Raw genomic sequence first — 18,512 nt, 5'->3', positions numbered from 1 at the left:
ACGGGACTCCTGTCAGTCGAGTTTCTTGTTTACGTCACCCAGTAATGCTTCGATCTCTTTGCGACGCCCGGCGTCGGCGCTTTCCCGGCCAGGACGGGGCGCGGCGTGCAGGGCTTTTTGCAGGGCATCCCGAGCTTCACCATAGCGCTTTTGACGGTAAAGGTGATCACCCCAGAAGTACAGGCTGTCGATGCCGGTCGGGTTCAGGTCCAAGGCCTGCTTCAACAGTTTTTCGGCCTTGTCGGCGTCGCCGAAACCGATAGGCCAGCCGGGCACCCGATCATACAGCGCCGCGAGGCTGGTGTAGGCCGAGCCTTGCAGGGCCTTGGGATCGATGGCCAGGGCTTTTTCCAGATCGACTTTGGCGGCCTTGGCCTTGCTCAGGGCACCGAGGCCTCCCTGGGCGCCGGCCCAACTGCTGGTGACGATGCCGGACCAGATCCACGCTTCGGCCAGGGACTGGCGTTCCCGGGTGAACGCCGAGGCCTGGGCTGCGAGTTTTTCGAAGGCGGCGCTGCGCTGTTCGGCAGGCAATTCGTACTGGATGTGCGCCCAGCTTTGTTGGATGGCATTGAGGCGCTGCTGATCGGCGGCTTCCAGCGCCCAGACGCTTTGGCTCAGCACGGCGAGCAACAAGCAGGTGAGGATTTTCTTCATGGTTTGAGGCTCTCCTTATCGGGCTTCTGACTCAGGCGACGGATCAGCGGCAATTGCTTGCGCAAGCCACGGTCCACCAGATGCGGCAACAGACTGTTCAGGCGCACGAAAAAGCGTTCAGGCCAGCCCAGGTACAAGTCGCGACGGTCGCCGGCAATGGCGTGGATGACCGCCGAAGCGACGGTTTGCGGGTCGTCGACATTGGCTTTGAGCGCATCGTTCAGCGCTTGGGCCGCCGCGCTGTTCATGCTGGTATGGGTTGCCCGGGGAGCGACATAGAGCACGTTGATCCGGGTATCGGCCAGTTCCCGGCGCAGGGCTTCGGAGAAACCGCGGAGGGCGAACTTGGTGGCGCAATAGCTGGCGTAACCGGGGTAGCCGATGGAGCCGTAGGTCGAACCGACGTTCACCACCATGGCACTCTCGGCCTGCCTGAGCAGCGGCAGCAACAGCCTGGTCAGGCTGATCGGCGCGCCGACGTTCACCGCGAGCATGGCGTTGATCTCGCTGTCATCGAGCTGTTCGAGCATGGCGAAGTGATTGACGCCCGCGGCATTGATCAGCAGGTTGATGCCGCCGATGGCCTCGGCCGCCGCCAGCACTTTGCGCCGGTCATCGGGCAGGGTCAGGTCCGCCCCGACCCAGCGCAACTGCTCCGGGTAGCGCTCGAGCAAGGGCTCCAGCGACTCTCGATGTCGGGCTACGGCCAATACGTGTGCACCACTGGCACACAGGGTGCCGGCGATGGCCAGGCCGATGCCGCCGCTGGCGCCGGTCAATACCACGCGTGCCTCAGACGGGCGCATGCAGATTCTCCCCATCACGCGGCAGGCCGCGGAACATGTCGGTGTAGAGCGTGTACACGACCTTCGAGGCATGAATCACCGCGGCCTGATCAGCCGGGTCTTCGAGCATGTTCATCAAGCGGCGGTAGGTCTGCATGTGTTCGATATCCAGCGAGCCGTGGGAGCTCAGGTAGCTGAAGGCGGTTTCCGGCAGCGCCAGGCGTTCGCGGATGCTGCCGGCCGCGTGGGTGGCCAGGGCAATGCTGGTGCCTTCAAGCACGTTGACCATGCCGAACAGGCCTACCGGGTTGTCCCGGGCAATCAGGTCGTAGAGGAAGCTGATCATCAACTCGATTGGCAGCGATGGACGGCCGTCACGCACGGCGTCTTTGTCACCGCCACAGGCCGCGATGTCATCGAGTACCCATTGTTCATGGCCGTATTCGTCCTCGATGTACTCGCACACCGCTTTGCGCAGCCATTCCAGGCGCTGCGGCAGACGTGCGCCGCACGCCATCATCAACGGCACGGTATGGCGCACATGGTAGTAGGCCTGGGTGAGGAAGGCGCGGTAGCTGTCCAGGCTCACGTTGCCCTGAAGGGCATCGCGGATGATCGGCAGATTGAACAGCTCGTGGCGTTCCTGATGAGTGGCTTCTTGCAGGGTGTCGAAAAAACTCATGGTGCAGATACCTCGGGGAAAACGGATTCAGTGAGCTGCGCCCGGTAACGCTCGACGATGGCGTCGCGGCGCGGTCGGCCATTGGCGGTCAGCAAGCCGTTGGCGGGGGTGAAGGGTTGATCGAGACGGGTCCAGTGATGAACCTGGGCGTAATCGGGCAAGGCCTCATTGGCCTCGGCTACGGCGGTGGCCAGCTCTTCATCGGTGCAGTCCGGTCGATGGGGCCAGAGCAGGGCGTGGTTGCTCGGCATCGCTTCGCCGTAGACGAACGCCTGAGCGATATGGCGACGCTGGGTGAGTTCGGCCTCGACCCATTCCGGGTTGACGTTGCGGCCGAAACTGGTGATGAACTGATGTTTCTTGCGCCCGTTGAGGTAGAGAAAACCTTCCGGGTCGAATTCGCCGAGATCACCGGTCGGCCACCATTCATCGTGGTGGGGCGCTTGCCCCAGATAACCAAGCAGGGTCGAGCCCTTGACCAGCACTTCGCCGTCGTCGGCCAGGCGAATTTCGACATGGGGCAGGGGCCGGCCGACGCTGCCGGGGCGGTGTGCTCCCGGGCGATTGAGGCACACCACCGACGCGCATTCCGACAACCCGTAACCCTCGTACACCGGCATGCCGATGCGTTGGGCACGGTGCAGCAGCTCTTCGGAAACCCGCGCACCGCCCACGGCGGCAAAACGCAACGATTGGGGGTTGAACGCTTTTTGCTCGGCGGCGCTGACCAGCATCAGTAACAACTGTGGCACCAGGATCAAACTCTCGGGCGCGCGGGAGGCCAGACACCCCAACAAGCGCGGCACATCGACACCGCTGGCGCCCTGAATGCCCAGGGTTTTCTGGCTCGGCACGCTGAGGGTCGCGCCGGCATACAGCGCGGCATAACAGCCGAGGTTTTCCAGCAGGATCGCCAGGGGCAGCAGTGCCAGGTGATGTCGCGGGTGGGTGGGCTTGCTCGCCTGATCCAGCTCACGGGCCACCCGCAAAAGGCTTTCGGCGCTCAGGCACACGCCTTTGGGCGTGCCGGTGGTGCCGGAAGTGAAGGTGAGTTTGGCGGTGCCTTCAGGTATGAGGTTCGGGCCGCTGAAGGGACGACGCCAGAATTCACCACTGTGCTCATAGCCTGCTCCTTGAAGCTCGGCTTCCAGTTCCGGTTCGGCAATCACCCGTTCGGCCTGGCTCTGTTCCAGGCAATGGATGCGTTGTGCCGGGCTGAAGAAGGGCGGCAATGTCAGGCAGGTCAGGCCTTCGAACAGGATGGCCAGGTCCCAGAGCATCGCCTCGGTGCCGTTGTCCAGAGCCAGCGCGACCACTTTGACGTGCTCATCGCGCAGTCGCTGTTGGCGATCCATGACCTCGGCATACAGCGTGGCGTAGTCCAATTTCAACTGATCGCCCCACAAGGCAATCGCGCTGCTTTTATGTTCGGCGTGATGGCGCAGGGTTTGTTTGAAACGCTCCATTTCAGGCGACATGGCTGGACTCCTCAAGGGAGGTTGGCAGCCCCAGGCGATTGAACAGGCCGATGTTGCGCAGATGAATGAAACCGGCGCGGATGTTGCCGACATGCACCCATGGCTGGCTCTCGTAATAACTGCCCCAGTGGTGACGGTCGTCGCCCAACCGCTCGGGATCGGCGGCGCACAGCGTCACTGGCTTCAAACCCAGGCGATGAAAACTGTTTACCAGCCCGATGTTGCCGGTGAACGCCACCCATTCCAGCCCGCCCATGGCCAACAGATAGGTGATGGCGACGATGCTCAGCCGCGCGCTGCCGGTATCGCTGGCTGCGAGGTTACCGACCTCGACAATCCCGGCCCGGTCCACCGGTTGGCCGGCAGCGGCGCTGATCAGCGGATCGATCGCCTCGTCCAGGTAACGCTCCAGAAACAAGGGTTCGGCACTGGCCAGTCGTAAGCCGGCCACCGCACACAGCGTGTCGGACTCATCGCTCAGGCCGAACAGTTGTGGCATGAAATGGCGGATATCGGCGCCATGGGCCTTGCGAAAACGCTGCTGGATAAAAGCTTCGAAGACGGGTCGCTGGGCATCGTCTGGCAAGGCCCTGACCAGACTCATCTGCGAGGTTTCGGCTTGACCGAAGTGCAGGGGCAGAGGGATGTTCCAGTCAAAATCGTGCATGGGCAAGAACGCCTCCCCGAGTCAGTTTGGGGGGAGTATCAAAGGCGATTCTTAACGAAGTCTGAAGGTTATCTTCAGATTGTCTTAAGACTGGACAGGCAGGGTGGCGCCGGTCGGTTCGACGAAACCGGATCCAGGCTGCACGAAATGAGTCGGCAGCCGCCACCGATCTACACGAGGTTCTGTATGACCCCAGATTCAGCAGTACACCGGTATGGAAAACTCTCGATCACCTTGCACTGGCTGATGTTGGCGCTGTTCGTCGGCGTTTATGGCTGCATCGAGATCAAAGGGCTACTGCCCCGTGGAAGTGATTCGAGGGGCCTTTTCCTGGGGCTTCACGGCTTATTCGGATTGAGCATTTTTGCGTTGGTCTGGGTCCGCCTGCTCGGGCGTCTCACGCCCCGGCCACCGATTACCCCGGCCCTGTCAACCTGGCAGACCGGCGTCTCGCACCTCATGCACCTGGCGCTGTATGTGCTGATGATTGCAACGCCGCTATTGGCCTGGTTGATGCTGGCCGCCGGTGGCAAGCCGATGCCGTATTTCGAGTTTTTCCTGCCGGCGCCCGTGGCGGTTGATCCCGTGCTGGCCAAGCAATTCAAGCATTGGCATGAGTGGCTCGGCAGTGCCGGTTACTGGCTGATCGGTTTGCACGCGGCGGCGGGGTTGGTCCATCACTACTGGGTTCGCGACAACACGCTCACGCGCATGTTGCCCAAGGGATTTAGTGCGGGTGTCAACGAGCGTCAGCGATAAGCTTCCCTGGACGTCAGGGTTGCCTCGAACGCTGCGTCATCATTCATCGCGAGCTTGCTCGCGATGAAGCCATCACTGTCACCTCAAACCTTACCCGCTTGCTCCTCCAGCTGATCTGACTCAAACAACTTCGCCAGTTCCGCCCGCGCTTCCTGCGCCGTTTGCATTACCTTGGCGGCATCGTCATACACCGCGTGCTGAGCCTCCAGCACTTGTTCGTCGTGATGGGTAAAGCGCTTGATCCGCGCATCCGCCTGGGCTTGTGTCAGCCCCAGTCCAACCAGGGTGCGCCGGGTCATTTCCAGGCTGGAGTAATAGGTCTCCCGCACCGCCTGCGCCCCGACATCCACCAAGCGGTGCACATGCTGACGGTTACGGGCGCGGGCGATGATTTTGATGTGCGGATAAAGCTTGTGCACCACCTCGGCCGTCTTGATGTTGGTGTCCGGATCATCGGTGGCGATCACAAAGAACTCCGCTTGCTCGACCTTGGCGGCGCTGAGGATTTCCGGGCGCATCGGGTCGCCGTAGAACACCGGAACGCCACCGAAGCTGCGGGACAGTTCGATGGTTTCCACCGAGGTGTCGAGGGCGATGAACTTGATGTTCTGCGCCCGCAGAATCCGCGCCACGATCTGTCCCATACGACCCATGCCCGCGATGACCACGCGGGGCGAGTCGGCGTCGATTTCGCGGAACTTCTGCGGCACCTCCACCGGTTGCACCTTGGGTTTGACCAGCCGTGCGCAGGCCAGCAGCAACAGCGGCGTCAGCGCCATCGACAAGGTGATGGTCAGCACCAGCAAGTCGTACAGGCGCGGTTCGAACAAGCCCTGATCCCGACCGATCTTGAACACCACGAAGGCAAACTCACCACCGGCCGCCAGCACGATTCCCAGACGAATCGCATTAACCTTGCCCAACCCTCCGGCCAGTCGACCGACCACAAACAGCAGCGGCAGCTTGATGGCGATCAGCAGCACGGTCAGCCCCAGCACCACGACCGGCGCACTGAGCAGCAGACTCAAGTTGGCGCCCATGCCGACGCTGATGAAAAACAGCCCCAGCAGCAGGCCCTTGAACGGTTCGATCTGCGCTTCCAGTTCGTGACGGTATTCGGAGTCCGCCAGCAGCAAACCGGCGAGGAACGCGCCGAGTGCCATGGACACGCCGACCAGATCCATCAGCCACGCCGTGCCGATCACTACCAGCAATGCGGTGGCGGTGGACACCTCCGGCAGACCGGTCTTGGCCACCACGCGAAACACCGGGCGCAACAGATAACGCCCGCCGATCACCACCACCGCGATGCTGCCCAGCACCCGCAAGCCATGGTTCAAATCTTCGGCCGCGCTGCTGGTGTGATCACCGCCGGCCAGCAACGGCACCATCGCGATCAACGGGATCGCGGCGATGTCCTGGAACAGCAAAATCGCGAACGCCAACCGCCCATGGGGGCTGGTCAATTCCTTGCGCTCGGCCAGGCTCTGCAAACCAAACGCGGTGGACGACAACGCCAGACCCAGGCCCAACACGATGGCGCTGTTCAGGGACTGGCCGAACACGAACAACGCCAGCACGCCAATCACCGAACCGGTCAGCAGCACCTGTGCCAGGCCCACGCCGAACACCGATTTGCGCATCACCCACAAACGTCGCGGCGACAGCTCGAGGCCGATGATGAACAGCAACAACACCACCCCGAGTTCGGAGATGTGGCTGACGCTTTGTGGATTACCGATCAAACCCAGCACCGACGGCCCGATGATCACCCCGGCAAACAGATAGCCGAGCACCGCCCCCAATTGCAGGCGCTTGGCCAAGGGAACGGCGAGCACCGCCGCGAACAAAAAGACGACAGCGGCTTGTAACAGGTTGCCTTCATGGGGCATGTGAAACTCCAAAAACTCGATACGGCGGGGGCGATAAGGATAAAGGCTGGAGCCGGATGCGTCAGCCATGAACGAAAATGTTTGGGCCTCGCGATGGCAATTTTGCAGGCACCCAAGATGTCGTTACATTTAGCATCAATTAGTGACATTCATAGGATAAGCTGATCAAACTGTTCGTTCCCGAGTGCGCACCATGACCATCAACTTCGACCTTAACGATCTGCAAGCCTTTCGCGCCGTGGTGGAGCAGGGCAGCTTTCGCAAGGCTGCGGACACCGTACGCATCTCCCAACCAGCCCTCAGCCGGCGGATCGAAAAGCTCGAAGACGCTCTGGGCGTGAAATTGTTCGAACGCACGACTCGCCGGGTCAGCCTGACTCAGGCCGGGCGTGGTTTCATGCCCAGCGTCGAACGCCTGCTGGATGACCTGGACGTGGCGCTACTGGGCATCAGCGAAGTCGCCTCGACCCGGCTCGGGCATGTCACCGTCGCCTGTGTGCCGTCGGCGGCGTACTACTTCATGCCGCGTGTGATCGCCCACTACCATCGGCAATTTCCGCGGATCAAGGTCAAGGTGCTCGACTCCAGTGCTCACGAGGTATTGAGTGCCGTGGTCAACGGTGAAGCGGACTTCGGCTTGAGCTTCATGGGCACCCTGGAGGCCGAAGTCGAATTCGAGCCGCTGGTGCAGGAAGGTTATGTGGTGGCGTGCAGACGAGATCACCCCCTTGCAGGACGCAGCAGCGTGACATGGGATGAGTTTTATCAGCAGGATTACATCTCGCTGGACAAGACTTCGGGCAATCGCTTTTTGCTGGATCAAGCGCTGGCTGGCGTGGTGCCGCAGCGGCCGAGCATCTGCGAAACCCGTCATGTGACGACCATGATCGGTCTGGTGGAGGCCGGGTTGGGCGTGGCTGCCGTGCCGTTGATGGCGATGCCGGCGGCGGACCACCCGATTCTGACGCGGGTACCGTTGACCGATCCGCAGGTGATGCGCAATGTTGGGTTGATCAAGCGCCGGGGTCGTACGTTAACCCCGGCGGCATTGGCGTTGGAGCGTCTTGTAGTGGAAATGAAAGTCCAGCAACCTTCGGTCAGTGGCTGACTGAGTCCAGCCCCGTCGCTTTTACGTCCGGCTGGGCTGCGCTGGAGGCCAGGTACGCAAGCAGCGCCTTGGCCTCGGCCGGGTGTTGCGCATCGACTGGAATACCGGCGGCGAAACGGGTGACCGATTGCACCGATTCCGGAATTTTCGCCACGAAACTCACCCCAGGCACCGGTAGCAATTCGCTGACCTGCTGGAAGCCCAGTTGATAATCGCCGGTGGCAACCACCGAGCCCACCGGGATTTTCGGGATCATCTTCGATTTGGGTTTGAGCTGGTTTTCGATGCCCAGACGTTTGAACAGTTGATCCTCGATATACACGCCGCTGGCACTGTCGGAGTAGGCGACTGACTTGGCGTCGAGCAGGGTTTTTTTCAGGCCTTCCACCGAGCTGATGTCCGGCTTCGGCGCACCTTCACGCACCACCATGCCGATCCGCGAATCCGCCAGTTCGACCCGTGAAGCGGGATCGACTTTGCCTTGCTTGATCAGGTCGTCGAGGGCATAGCCGACCATGATGACCACGTCGGCTTTCTCACCGCGGGCCAGACGATTGGGAATCGCTTCCGGGGCTTTCCCCATGGATGGACCGAGGGCGGTGTCCAGGGTGTTGCCGCTAGACTCGGCGAATTTCGGACCGAGGATTTTGTAGGCCGCCGTGAAACCACCGGACGTCATTACACGGATTTCTTCAGCCTGGGCGATCGAACTCAGACCGAGACTGGCCACCAGGGCCAGGGCGGTAAAGTTGAAAAACCTTTTCATCAAATAGCTCTCGCAGTTAGAGGTTGGGTGGTTCACGACACGGCCGGTTGCAGGCGGCCAGAGGCACGGCGATAGAGAAACAGCGTCGCGCACAGGGCACAGAACGCGGCGAAACTCATCCAGTAACCGGGTGCGGCCTTATCGCCGGTGTACTGGATCAGGAAGGTCGATATGGCCGGTGTGAAACCGCCGAACACCGCCGTCGCCAGGCTATAAGCCAAGGAGAAACCTGCGACCCGAACCTCGACCGGCATGATTTCCGTCAGCGCGGCGATCATTGCGCCGTTGTACAAGCCATAAATGAACGACAGCCACAGCAGCACCAACAGCATGTTGATGAAGCTCGGTGCTTGCACCAGATAGGTCAGCGCCGGGTAGGCCGTGGCCAACGTCAGCAACGCCATGGCGATCAGTACCGGGCGACGACCGATGCGATCTGAAAGCGCGCCGCCAATCGGCAACCAGAAAAAATTCGAAACGCCCACCAGCAAGGTCACCAACAGCGCATCGGAGGTGTTCAGGTGCAGCACGGTTTTGCCGAAGGTCGGCGCGTACACGGTGATCAGATAGAACGCGGTAGTGGTCAGGGCGACCATCATCATCCCGGCGAACACGATGACCCAGTTCTGTCCCAGGGTGCGGAACACGTCGCCCATGCTTGGCCGGTGTTTACGGGCGGCGAACTCTTCGGTTTCTTCCAGGTTACGGCGCAGGAAGAAGATGAATGGCACGATCATGCAGCCGACGAAAAACGGAATCCGCCATCCCCAATCGGCAATCATCGTCGGCGCCATCCATTGGTTCAGACCATAGCCCAAAGCCGCCGCGACGATGATCGCCACTTGCTGGCTCGCTGATTGCCAACTGGTGAAGAAACCTTTGTTGCCGGGAGTGGCGATCTCCGCGAGGTACACCGATACACCGCCCAGTTCCGCACCGGCCGAGAAGCCTTGCAGCAATCGGCCGATCAGCACGATGGCCGGGGCGAACAGCCCGATGGTTTCGTATCCGGGCACCAGCACAATCAGAATCGTACCGCTGGCCATGATCGACAGGGTGACGATCAGCCCTTTGCGGCGCCCCACATCATCGATGTATGCGCCCAGTATCACGGCGCCCAACGGACGCATCAGGAAGCCGGCGCCGAACACCGCGAACGTCATCATCAGGGACGCAAACTCGCTGCTGGCAGGGAAAAATACGGCAGCGATCTGCGTGGCATAGAAGCCGAAAAGGAAGAAATCGAATTGCTCGAGGAAGTTGCCCGAGGTCACTCGGAAAATCGCACTGGTCCGGGAGCGACCGGAATGGATTGATGCTGTCATTGACGTGTACTCCACCGCTTTTATGACGTGCACTGCCTGGACGCGGTGCACGGTTCTTATTGGGGTGGATAGTGGAGCAGGGACATCGATATGTTAATTGCATAGTTGGTATGTATTGATGCATGAAGCGGATCAATGCTGCCGACCCAGAGACGCGGCGTTTACCCAAGGCTATTCGCTGTGTACGCGTATCGGGCTGATGTTCCCCAACCGATACTGATTATTCCCGCTGCGCTTGGCCTCATACATCGCCAGGTCGGCAATGTGAATCAACCGGTCCATGCTCGGCGCATGGTCCGGGAACACCGCAACCCCAAGGCTGCTGCCGATATGGCGCTGGTCGTTGCCAATGGTCACCGGCGGTGCGAGTTCGATGAAGATTTTCTGGCAGATGCTGCGGGCTTCGTCTTGCAGGCTGTTGCCTTGGGGAAGTCCTTGGAGGATGACCACGAACTCGTCGCCGCCGATCCGGGCAACGGTGTCGGTTGAACGCAGGATCTTCTTCAGGCGTGTCGCGGTGGTGATCAGCACGCGGTCGCCGGCCGCATGGCCATAGTGGTCGTTGATCGCCTTGAAACCATTGAGGTCGACAAATACCAGTGCCACCCGCGTGGCGCTGAGGCGGGCGTGTTCCAGGGCAGCGGACAGGCGCTCTTCGAGCACCAGGCGATTGGGCAGGCCGGTCAGCGGGTCGTAATGGGCCAGGTGTTGCAGGTAGCTGGCGGAGGCTTTTTCCTCGGTGATGTCGCGGACCACGCCCATCATCTTGATCGTTGCGTCATGCTCATTCTTGACCACATTGCCGGTCTCCCGCAGCCAGCGGATGCTGCCGTCCGGCCAGACCACGCGGTATTCCTCGTCGTGGTTTTCGCCGGTTTCCAGGCAACGCAATTCACCGGCGCGGACCTTGACCCGGTCGTCCGGGTGCACACAGGAACAGAACAGGGCGTAGGAGGGCGTCACCTCGCCGATCTTGAACCCGAACATCCCGTAGATTGCATCCGACCAATAGAGCTTGTCGGTATCAACCTCCCAGTCCCAGGTGCCGATGCGGGCGAAGTATTGGCTGCGTTTGAAGCGCTCGGCGTCGCCTTCCTGGTGGATACTTTGTCCCTCGGTGAGGCTGTCGATCAGCGCGCGGCACTCGGCCAACTGCTTTTGCAGCGAACGATCGCGCCAAATCAGCGCGACGATCAGGGCAAGGGTCAGTGAGCCGATGGTGACGTCGGTCCAGAGCTGACTCATTGAGAAATTGCGCTCATGGCGTATCGAACCGTGGGGGAGGTGGCGGGTATATTAAGGCTCTGTACGAAAAACTGCCTGCGTGTCGATCATGCTGCGTTAAAAACAGGCTCGGAATGCTCATTTACAACCCGTAAACTCCGCTTCATCGCCTGTTTTTGCCTTGCCTGATCGACACTCGGCGACTTTTCGTACAGACCCTGGCAAGCAGGAGGTGGGTCAGTTCACCACTGACGGTTGCGTCGCGACCGAGACGGTGAAGGTCACGACAACCAGCACGACGAGTACCCAGAACATCACCATGACTGTCAGCATGACGACCTTCAGGCTTTGATAAAGCCAGCGCAACCAATGGCCTTCGGGTTTTGCTTCTGAGCGGGTTCTGAGTACGCCTTTCAAATAGAAGCCGAGGAGGGCCAGCAGTGCGCCGTCAATCAACAGCGCAGGCAGGCCGGCTTCGGGGAAAATGCTTCCCCACCGATAGAATGACGACCGGCTCAGGAACACCACATAACAAATGAGGCTGCCGTAGGGGATGGCTCTCCACCATTTACCGGCCAGCGCTCCGACCATCAGGCACATAATCACCATGAACGGGTTGAGGAGAATATTGATCATCCACTCCAGTACGTTGGGGAAGTAGCCCGGGGAATGGATGCTGCGCCAGATGTGTTCAAACATTGTTCAGGCTCCTGCCTTCTATGGAGTAAGTGCTGCTTCGGTGCTTCCGTGCCGCTGCACGGTATCGGCGTATTGTCGGGTTACATAAGTCCTGTTGTGTAAATTAGGGTCTGTACGAAAAGTCGCCGAGTTGCGATCAGGCAGTTTTCGTACAGTGCCCAGTTCACGACCACTGCCGGATGCAGAGCGAAATGGTTGCCAATAGCCTGCATTTCTGGGAAAACGGCGCCCATCAAGCCCGCTCGGGCAAGCGCACAGATAGAGTGAATGTAATGAATGATGAGTTGCAGGTAATCGACCTTGAAGTGGGCGACGGCAAAGCCGCCGTCAAAGGCGCGCTGATCACTACCCAATATCGCGGGTGGTTGGAAGACGGCACCGAATTCGATTCTTCCTACAGCCGGGGCAAACCGTTTCAGTGCGTGATTGGCACCGGGCGGGTAATCAAGGGCTGGGACCAGGGAATCATGGGCATGCAGGTCGGCGGTAAGCGCAAGCTGCTGGTGCCGGCGCACCTGGCCTACGGCGAGCGCTCGATGGGGGCGATTACGCCGAATTCGAATCTGATTTTCGAGATTGAATTGCTGGAAGTGCTGACGCGGGATGATTGATGGGCGAGTGAATTGAAATGATTAACCCCGCTGTCTCTGAGAGGAGAGAGCGGGGTTTTTGCTATCTGTGGCGAGGGGCTTGCTGTGGCGAGGGGGCTTGCCCCCGTTGGGTTGCGCAGCGACCCTGAAACCTGCACATGCGGCGTGTCAGGGAATCTCCACTCGCCAGTTTTGCGGCTGCTGCGCACCCGAGCGGGAGCAAGCTCCCTCGCCACAATTCAGCCGCTGTTCCCGTGGATCGATGTTGTCCAGCGCTCGGTTCACGGCCAGTTCCCTTTGCGGATGGGCAAGTCAGGTGAATGCCTCAATATCATCAAGGGTGTCCGCCACAGTTCCTTCCAGGGAGGGGAATCATGGCAACACTGTTTTTGCAGCCGGCCTGATCCGCTATTACCGCGATACAAGGCGAAGAGCGATGACACGGTCTGTCAGGCGTTCGGCAGATCAGCAAACAAAGGAATGCGCCCGTTAAGGGAAGGGCGGTAGTGCCAGGTCAACCGATCCAAAGCCGGTTTCATCATCAGGATCTGAGTCAGCGTCGCGCGGGCGATGCTCAAGGCCAGCACCTGCCCCGGGCACTGATGACGGCCGGCGCCGAAGGTGAAGCTGCGGCGGTTTGGGCGCTCGAGCAGGAACGTATCGGGATCGTCATTAAGCTGCGGATCACGGTTGGCCGAGGCCAGCAGCACCAGAATGACGTCGCCGGGGTTCAGATTCATGCCGTCGATTTCGCACGGTGCGGCGACGAAGCGGCGGGTGTTTTGCACCGAAGGATCGAAGCGCTGCACTTCGGCGATCAGGTCGTTGGCTTGAGTTGGGTCGATCTGCGGGTTTCGGCTCAACGCCAGTAGCGCATTGCCGATCAGCCCAGCGGTGGCTTCGTAGGTCTGGGAGAACAGGCCAATCAGGTTGGCGATCAAGGTTTGCGGGTCGGTCGCGGTGGCCGTGAAGCGCTGCCGGATACCGGTGAGCAGGGTGTTTCGATTGTTCGGATCAGCCAGAAGCTCGATGAAATATCCCTTCAGCTGTTCTGCCGCAACATGGGCAGCGTCCAGTTGGGCCTGGTCGCTGAGGGGTGACAGGCAGGCGACGAAGTCAGCGGTCAGCTCGCTGATGGCCCGGCCCTGAGCCGGAGAAAAGCCCAGCAACGCCGCCACTACACAGACCGGCCCGCGAAACATCGCCGCGTACAACCCATCGGCTCCAGGGGTAATCAACCGAGCACTGACCAGTGAGTTGACTTCATTCACATCAATCAGCGCCAGCCCCGGCTCAATCGCCGCCCTCGGGCAACGCTGCCGCTCACCCTCGTTCATCCGCATCAGCTGACCGAACACCTTGCCGGCCATGCCTTGAGCAATTGCCTTGGGCACCGGCTCATGCGCCGGCCGCACATGGCAATCCGGATGCGCCAGCACGGCAGCAACCGCTCGGGCGCTGCTGGCCACCCACAGTTTCAGTCCCTGATGAAAAACCAATCCACCCTCGGCACGCAGTTGCGCGTAGTAGGGGTAAGGATCGGCGTGAGTCGCAGCGATGATCGGGTCCATGGGTCGCAGCCTTATCGATGGTTGAAAAGTGTTGCTACTATCACCAGTCCGAAAGGGCCTTGATTCGTCCGGGAGCGAAATATGAACGCAGAACAACATGACGTTGGCGTCTCTCAAGTGGCCGCAGCGATTGCAGAGCCTGCGCGGACGAAAATCCTCTGTTCGCTGATGGATGGCCACGCCCGCACCAGCACCGAGCTGGCGGCGGTTGCCGAAGTCAGCGCTTCGACCGCCAGCGCGCACCTGGCCAAGCTCAAGGAACTGGCGCTGGTGCGTTTGCACGTTCAGGGCCGCCACCGCTATTACAGCCTCGCGGACAAACGCGTGGCCCAAGCACTCGAAGCACTGATGGTGATTGGCCAGAACGCCGCGCCGACGTTCAACCCGCGCACCCCGGACCGCCTGCAATTCGCCCGCACCTGCTACGACCACATGGCCGGCACGCTGGCGGTGGTGCTGCATGACCGGATGATCGACGCGGGGTGGTTGCTGCAAACCGATGAGCAGGCTTATCGATTGAGCGACAGTGGTGAAGCGTTGTTCGAAGGATTGGGCATCGACGTCAAAGACCTCGGCACTTTGCGCCGCCGCTTTGCCTGCCCGTGCCTGGACTGGAGCATGCGTCGGCCGCACCTGGGCGGTGCCTTGGGCGCGGCGTTGTTGCAAACGGCGATCAAACGCCAATGGGTGACGCAGGACCTGGACAGTCGGGCGTTGGCGTTGACGGCAGTGGGGCGAAAGGAACTCGGTCGCCGGTTCGCCGTTGAACTGCCGATTCAGGGAGCGACAGCGCCACTCACATCCACCGAGAACAGGCGCCGCGTGATTGCCAGTCCTGCGACTTAGCGACTGGTCGAGGCCATGAGTACGCCAAAACCGGCGAAGGTCACACCCGAAACTTTCGCGGTCAGCCATGAACCTTTCGGGCTCGACAACCAGCCTTTGGCGGAATTGGCGAGCAAGGCATAGCTGCCGTGCACCAGGATTACCAGTACGCCGTAGGAGGCGACCAGCTTGATGAACTGGCTGTAGAAGTGCGCCGAAGTGTCGATGAATTGCGGGAACACCGCCAAAAAGAAAAACACCGCCTTGGGGTTCAGAAGCTGCATCGAAGCCGCTTCAAGGAAGCGATAACCCGGGCTTGAGGGGCGCGTTTCAAGCAGCGTGCTGAAACGATCCGAGCGCCAGCTTTTGTAGCCCAGGTACAACAAATAGGCAGCCCCTGCGTATTTCAATGCGGTAAAGGCATTCGCGGAGGTGCTGAGTATCAGGCCAACACTGGTGGCGCTGATGGCAGCGACGACAAATGCCCCCGACGCGATCCCCAGAATGCCCGGCACGGCGCCCCTCCAACCGTGGCGCACCGCGTTGGACAGGGTCAGGACCACGCCCGGCCCCGGGCTCAAAATGGTCAGGGTGGCGAAGAGTACAAAGAGTCCGTAACTGTTCATGGCTTGCTCCGTCAGTGGCGTTGGCTGCGTGTTGGCAGATTGGCGTGGCGGCGAGAGTGTGACAAACGCTTTAATTGCAGCGCATAGGTGACTAAATTAGACACATGATAAATCTATTACCGCCCCTTAATGCCGTTCGCGCCTTTGCCGTTGCTGCTCGTCATCAGAGCTTCAGCCTGGCGGCCGAAGAGCTGCATGTCAGCCACAGTGCCGTCAGCCGGCACATCAAATTGCTCGAGGAATACCTGGGGGTGCTGCTGTTTGAGCGGCGTATCCGTCAATCGGTGCTGACGCCGGCCGGCCAGCGCTTCTATGAACAGGTCAGCGCCGGGCTGTCGCAGATCGCCAACGCCGCCGCTGCGCTCAAGCAACATGCCTCGCAACCTACCGTGAAGATCAATGTGCGTCCGTCCTTCGCCATGCTTTGGCTGACGCCCAGGCTGGCGGATTTCGTTGCGCAGCACCCGGGCATCGAGCCGCAGGTGATCACCCAGACCCAGGCCCCCGATCAGGCACGCGACGGGTTCGATATCGTCATTCGCCGTGGTCGTGACGATTGGGCACCGGCGATTGAAGCGCGAGCACTCTTCGAAGACGAACTGTTGCTGGTCGCGGCGCCATCGCTGATCGAGCGCCTGCCACTTGAAGACCTCACGTCCCTGAGTCGGCATACATTACTGACCGCCAAGGCCCGTCGCGAAGACTGGCACAATTGGGCCATGCACTTCGGTCAATCCCAGTCAGCCACTCAGGTCACCCGGCAGTTTGATCACATGCACCTGGTGCTTCAGGCCGCTGTGGATGGACAGGGCATTGCCCTGTGCCCGACCTCTTTACTGGGCAGCCACATCTCGAGCGGACGCCTGACCTGCCCGTTACCCGAGTTGCGCATGCCGTTGCCGCGTTATTACTACGGTGTTGCGCCGGACGTGACGGCGCACACGCGGATCTTTGTGGAGTGGTTGTTTGCCCGGATCGCTCAGGATGAGCTGAGTTGGCAGATACCTCGTGCCGTGACCGCTACGCCCTGAAATCCCAGACGATCTCCACCACCCGCACCGCCAGTACCAGGTAAACCAGACCCAGGATGATCTGGAGCGCCATGTGATACGGCAACCTGGACAGCCGACGCAAGCCATCGCTGACACTGAGCAGCATCAGCAGTGCTGACGTTGCAATCAATCCCCAGCCGGCGAGGTTTGAGGCGAGCATTCCCATAAACAGCTGATGACCGCCGTGCAACGCGTTGGTGCCCGCCGCGAATAGCAGGGCGCACACGAGCAGGTTCTTGATGTTGTCGAACACTTGCGTGGTGAAGTCTGTTTCCAGCAAGGCCAGATACTTTCGCCAGAATTTACTCATGGTTTTGGTGGCACCTGTTGATGGCGGTTGCACGTGGCAAGTCTAGTGACGAATTGAGAAGCGGGGCGCTGATTTGATCCGATTCGACGAGGGGCATGCAGACGACTTGCGCGTAGGTTCGTAATTGCTATCACCCATTGGGAGGTCGCTGCGGCAATGAAACTATTTTTACCCGCGCAATTCTGCAGTGCGGTCAGGTTATGTTGTCCATTTTTCAAGGCGCACTTCACCAACGGAAGGTCATTGTGTCAAACTGCTTGTGCGATGGCTATGTGCCATGGCTGGTGCAGTAGGCCAATTTCAGGAGCTCGTGGTCTCGGCTTTTATAGCGGCCAGCCAGTAGAAAGGAGCCTGCTGCGTCCGTGAAAACAAATGGGACTAACGATGTTTGTTCTGGGTGCCATTGTTTTTGGTGATGATTTGTTATCTTGGCCATTACATGTCTGATTGTTTGATGGCATCCTGAACTCCGTTGGATAGCCTGCAATTTAACACCTGGAATATATCGATGAGAGTGTTTTTTCTAGGCTGGAAAGCTCGATACGAGCAAATTATGATTGATGGTCTTGCTGAAAAAAATAATGTGCATATGTTTCATGTTCCGACTTATGCCAAAAGAATCAATCGTGCTGTAAGGTCATTTCAAAAGAAAGTCCCACTAAGTGTGTCCGTCTCCTGGCTTGGTAAGTTGGTCAATGCAGGTAAGTTTGTAAGTGCGGAAGACATGCTGGTTTGTAATGAGGGACAAGTTAAGCGCGGATTAAACCCTAGTGTTATTAGTACTTTCAGAGGCGTGAAGGTCCTTCTGATCAGAGATTTGGTTGATGCGCCGTTTGTAGAAGAGATGAAAGGGCTTTTTGACAAAATCTACAGCTTCGACCCCGATCAGTGCAGGTCATTTGGTATTGACTATTTGGAACAGTTCTTTCCTTTCAATGCTGAAGCTGCAAGAAAACTGAGTGCAAAAAGGCAGGGATCTGCCAGTTGTACTAGTTGTTTTTTTCTCGGTAGGGATAAAGGTCGGGCTCGCCTGATAGAAGGCATTGCTAATGATCTCGAGTCCTTAGGGTGTAGCATTAAATTTCAAATCGTGAAGGATGACTCATCCACCTCAATATCAAAATATCATACTGACGCAGTATTGCCGTATGAAGAAAATCTTCAGATGGTAATTAATGCAGATGTGCTGATAGAGATCAACCAGCCAGGGCAATCTGGCCTCACTCTTCGAGCCTTAGAGGCTGCATTTTTTGACAAAAAGCTAATTACTACCAATGAAGCAGTCAGGGAATTAGGTTTTTATGATCCTAGTCGTTTCTATGTTTTAGAAGTATTTGACAAGGAAGCTATTTCTCGATTTTTGGCGTCACCCTCAAAACCGATTGATTGGCAAGCCCTGAAAAAGCATTGTCCGGAGACCATGCTTGAACGTTTACAAGCACTGCAAGATTCCAGCAGGCGCGCATAAACGCGCGCAAGACCACTGGTGACCTATT

19 protein-coding genes are annotated in these 18,512 nt (G+C 59.3%); 6 read left to right on the top strand and 13 right to left on the bottom strand.

The window, feature by feature from the left end:
• Positions 1-12: 12 nt before the first annotated feature.
• The 5 genes from JUI81_RS04555 to JUI81_RS04535 are packed head-to-tail and all read right to left on the bottom strand — an operon-like array spanning position 13 to position 4,269.
• Positions 13-657, bottom strand: coding sequence for a tetratricopeptide repeat protein (locus tag JUI81_RS04555; RefSeq protein ID WP_204123811.1), 645 nt, complete (start codon positions 655-657; stop codon positions 13-15).
• A complete protein-coding gene (locus JUI81_RS04550) occupies positions 654-1,463 on the bottom strand; it encodes an SDR family oxidoreductase (protein ID WP_018929744.1) in 810 nt (269 codons plus the stop codon). The genes JUI81_RS04555 and JUI81_RS04550 overlap by 4 nt, the downstream gene beginning before the upstream one ends.
• Complete coding sequence (locus JUI81_RS04545) at positions 1,450-2,124, bottom strand: TenA family transcriptional regulator (protein WP_204123810.1); 675 nt, start codon at positions 2,122-2,124, stop codon at positions 1,450-1,452. Before JUI81_RS04545 ends, JUI81_RS04550 begins: the two co-directional genes overlap by 14 nt.
• A complete protein-coding gene (locus tag JUI81_RS04540; protein WP_019579432.1) occupies positions 2,121-3,602 on the bottom strand; it encodes an AMP-binding protein in 1,482 nt (493 codons plus the stop codon). Before JUI81_RS04540 ends, JUI81_RS04545 begins: the two co-directional genes overlap by 4 nt.
• Positions 3,592-4,269, bottom strand: coding sequence for a thermostable hemolysin (locus tag JUI81_RS04535; protein ID WP_018929741.1), 678 nt, complete (start codon positions 4,267-4,269; stop codon positions 3,592-3,594). Before JUI81_RS04535 ends, JUI81_RS04540 begins: the two co-directional genes overlap by 11 nt.
• 186 nt (positions 4,270-4,455) lie before the next feature.
• Here JUI81_RS04535 and JUI81_RS04530 point away from each other — a divergent pair, with 186 nt between their 5' ends.
• Positions 4,456-5,028, top strand: coding sequence for a cytochrome b (locus tag JUI81_RS04530; protein ID WP_019579431.1), 573 nt, complete (start codon positions 4,456-4,458; stop codon positions 5,026-5,028).
• Between the two features lie 83 nt (positions 5,029-5,111).
• Here JUI81_RS04530 and JUI81_RS04525 read toward each other — a convergent pair whose 3' ends face one another.
• Positions 5,112-6,920 (bottom strand): monovalent cation:proton antiporter-2 (CPA2) family protein, encoded by a 1,809-nt coding sequence (locus tag JUI81_RS04525; RefSeq protein WP_204123809.1) that lies wholly within the window; start codon positions 6,918-6,920, stop codon positions 5,112-5,114.
• Positions 6,921-7,113: 193 nt separating this feature from the next.
• Here JUI81_RS04525 and JUI81_RS04520 point away from each other — a divergent pair, with 193 nt between their 5' ends.
• Positions 7,114-8,028, top strand: coding sequence for a LysR family transcriptional regulator (locus JUI81_RS04520; protein ID WP_018929738.1), 915 nt, complete (start codon positions 7,114-7,116; stop codon positions 8,026-8,028).
• Here the strand turns inward: JUI81_RS04520 and JUI81_RS04515 are convergent.
• From JUI81_RS04515 to JUI81_RS04500, 4 genes are all read right to left on the bottom strand, one after another.
• The gene (locus tag JUI81_RS04515; protein ID WP_028940236.1) at positions 8,018-8,794 is read right to left on the bottom strand and encodes a substrate-binding domain-containing protein; all 777 of its coding nucleotides are present in this window, start codon (positions 8,792-8,794) and stop codon (positions 8,018-8,020) included. The genes JUI81_RS04520 and JUI81_RS04515 overlap by 11 nt on opposite strands.
• A gap of 32 nt (positions 8,795-8,826) precedes the next feature.
• Entirely contained in the window at positions 8,827-10,119 is a 1,293-nt protein-coding gene (locus JUI81_RS04510) for an MFS transporter (RefSeq protein ID WP_019579428.1), read from the bottom strand.
• Between the two features lie 171 nt (positions 10,120-10,290).
• Positions 10,291-11,364 (bottom strand): sensor domain-containing diguanylate cyclase, encoded by a 1,074-nt coding sequence (locus JUI81_RS04505; protein ID WP_018929735.1) that lies wholly within the window; start codon positions 11,362-11,364, stop codon positions 10,291-10,293.
• Between the two features lie 216 nt (positions 11,365-11,580).
• Entirely contained in the window at positions 11,581-12,042 is a 462-nt protein-coding gene (locus tag JUI81_RS04500; protein ID WP_019579425.1) for a hypothetical protein, read from the bottom strand.
• A 272-nt stretch (positions 12,043-12,314) separates the two neighbouring features.
• Between JUI81_RS04500 and JUI81_RS04495 the strand changes: the two genes are divergently transcribed.
• Positions 12,315-12,653 (top strand): FKBP-type peptidyl-prolyl cis-trans isomerase, encoded by a 339-nt coding sequence (locus tag JUI81_RS04495; RefSeq protein ID WP_018929733.1) that lies wholly within the window; start codon positions 12,315-12,317, stop codon positions 12,651-12,653.
• Between the two features lie 428 nt (positions 12,654-13,081).
• Here JUI81_RS04495 and JUI81_RS04490 read toward each other — a convergent pair whose 3' ends face one another.
• On the bottom strand, positions 13,082-14,203 hold the full coding sequence (locus tag JUI81_RS04490; protein WP_204123808.1) for a cytochrome P450: 1,122 nt from the start codon (positions 14,201-14,203) through the stop codon (positions 13,082-13,084).
• Between the two features lie 81 nt (positions 14,204-14,284).
• On the opposite strand from JUI81_RS04490, the gene JUI81_RS04485 reads away from it, so the two are divergent.
• A complete protein-coding gene (locus JUI81_RS04485; RefSeq protein ID WP_019579422.1) occupies positions 14,285-15,049 on the top strand; it encodes a helix-turn-helix transcriptional regulator in 765 nt (254 codons plus the stop codon).
• Here JUI81_RS04485 and JUI81_RS04480 read toward each other — a convergent pair.
• Entirely contained in the window at positions 15,046-15,654 is a 609-nt protein-coding gene (locus tag JUI81_RS04480; RefSeq protein WP_028940243.1) for a LysE family translocator, read from the bottom strand. The two genes, JUI81_RS04485 and JUI81_RS04480, sit on opposite strands and share 4 nt — an antisense overlap.
• A gap of 104 nt (positions 15,655-15,758) precedes the next feature.
• Here JUI81_RS04480 and JUI81_RS04475 point away from each other — a divergent pair, with 104 nt between their 5' ends.
• Positions 15,759-16,685, top strand: a complete 927-nt coding sequence (locus JUI81_RS04475; RefSeq protein WP_204123807.1) for a LysR substrate-binding domain-containing protein — start codon at positions 15,759-15,761, stop codon at positions 16,683-16,685.
• On the opposite strand, the gene JUI81_RS04470 is transcribed toward JUI81_RS04475, so the two are convergent.
• Entirely contained in the window at positions 16,675-17,016 is a 342-nt protein-coding gene (locus JUI81_RS04470; protein ID WP_204123806.1) for a hypothetical protein, read from the bottom strand. The genes JUI81_RS04475 and JUI81_RS04470 overlap by 11 nt on opposite strands.
• 508 nt (positions 17,017-17,524) lie before the next feature.
• On the opposite strand from JUI81_RS04470, the gene JUI81_RS04465 reads away from it, so the two are divergent.
• Positions 17,525-18,484 (top strand): hypothetical protein, encoded by a 960-nt coding sequence (locus JUI81_RS04465; protein WP_204123805.1) that lies wholly within the window; start codon positions 17,525-17,527, stop codon positions 18,482-18,484.
• The last annotated feature ends 28 nt before the right edge of the window (positions 18,485-18,512 follow it).

Source organism: Pseudomonas sp. 008 (genome assembly GCF_016861935.1).
GTDB lineage: Bacteria > Pseudomonadota > Gammaproteobacteria > Pseudomonadales > Pseudomonadaceae > Aquipseudomonas.
This window is presented reverse-complemented; position numbering and strand designations above follow the sequence as displayed.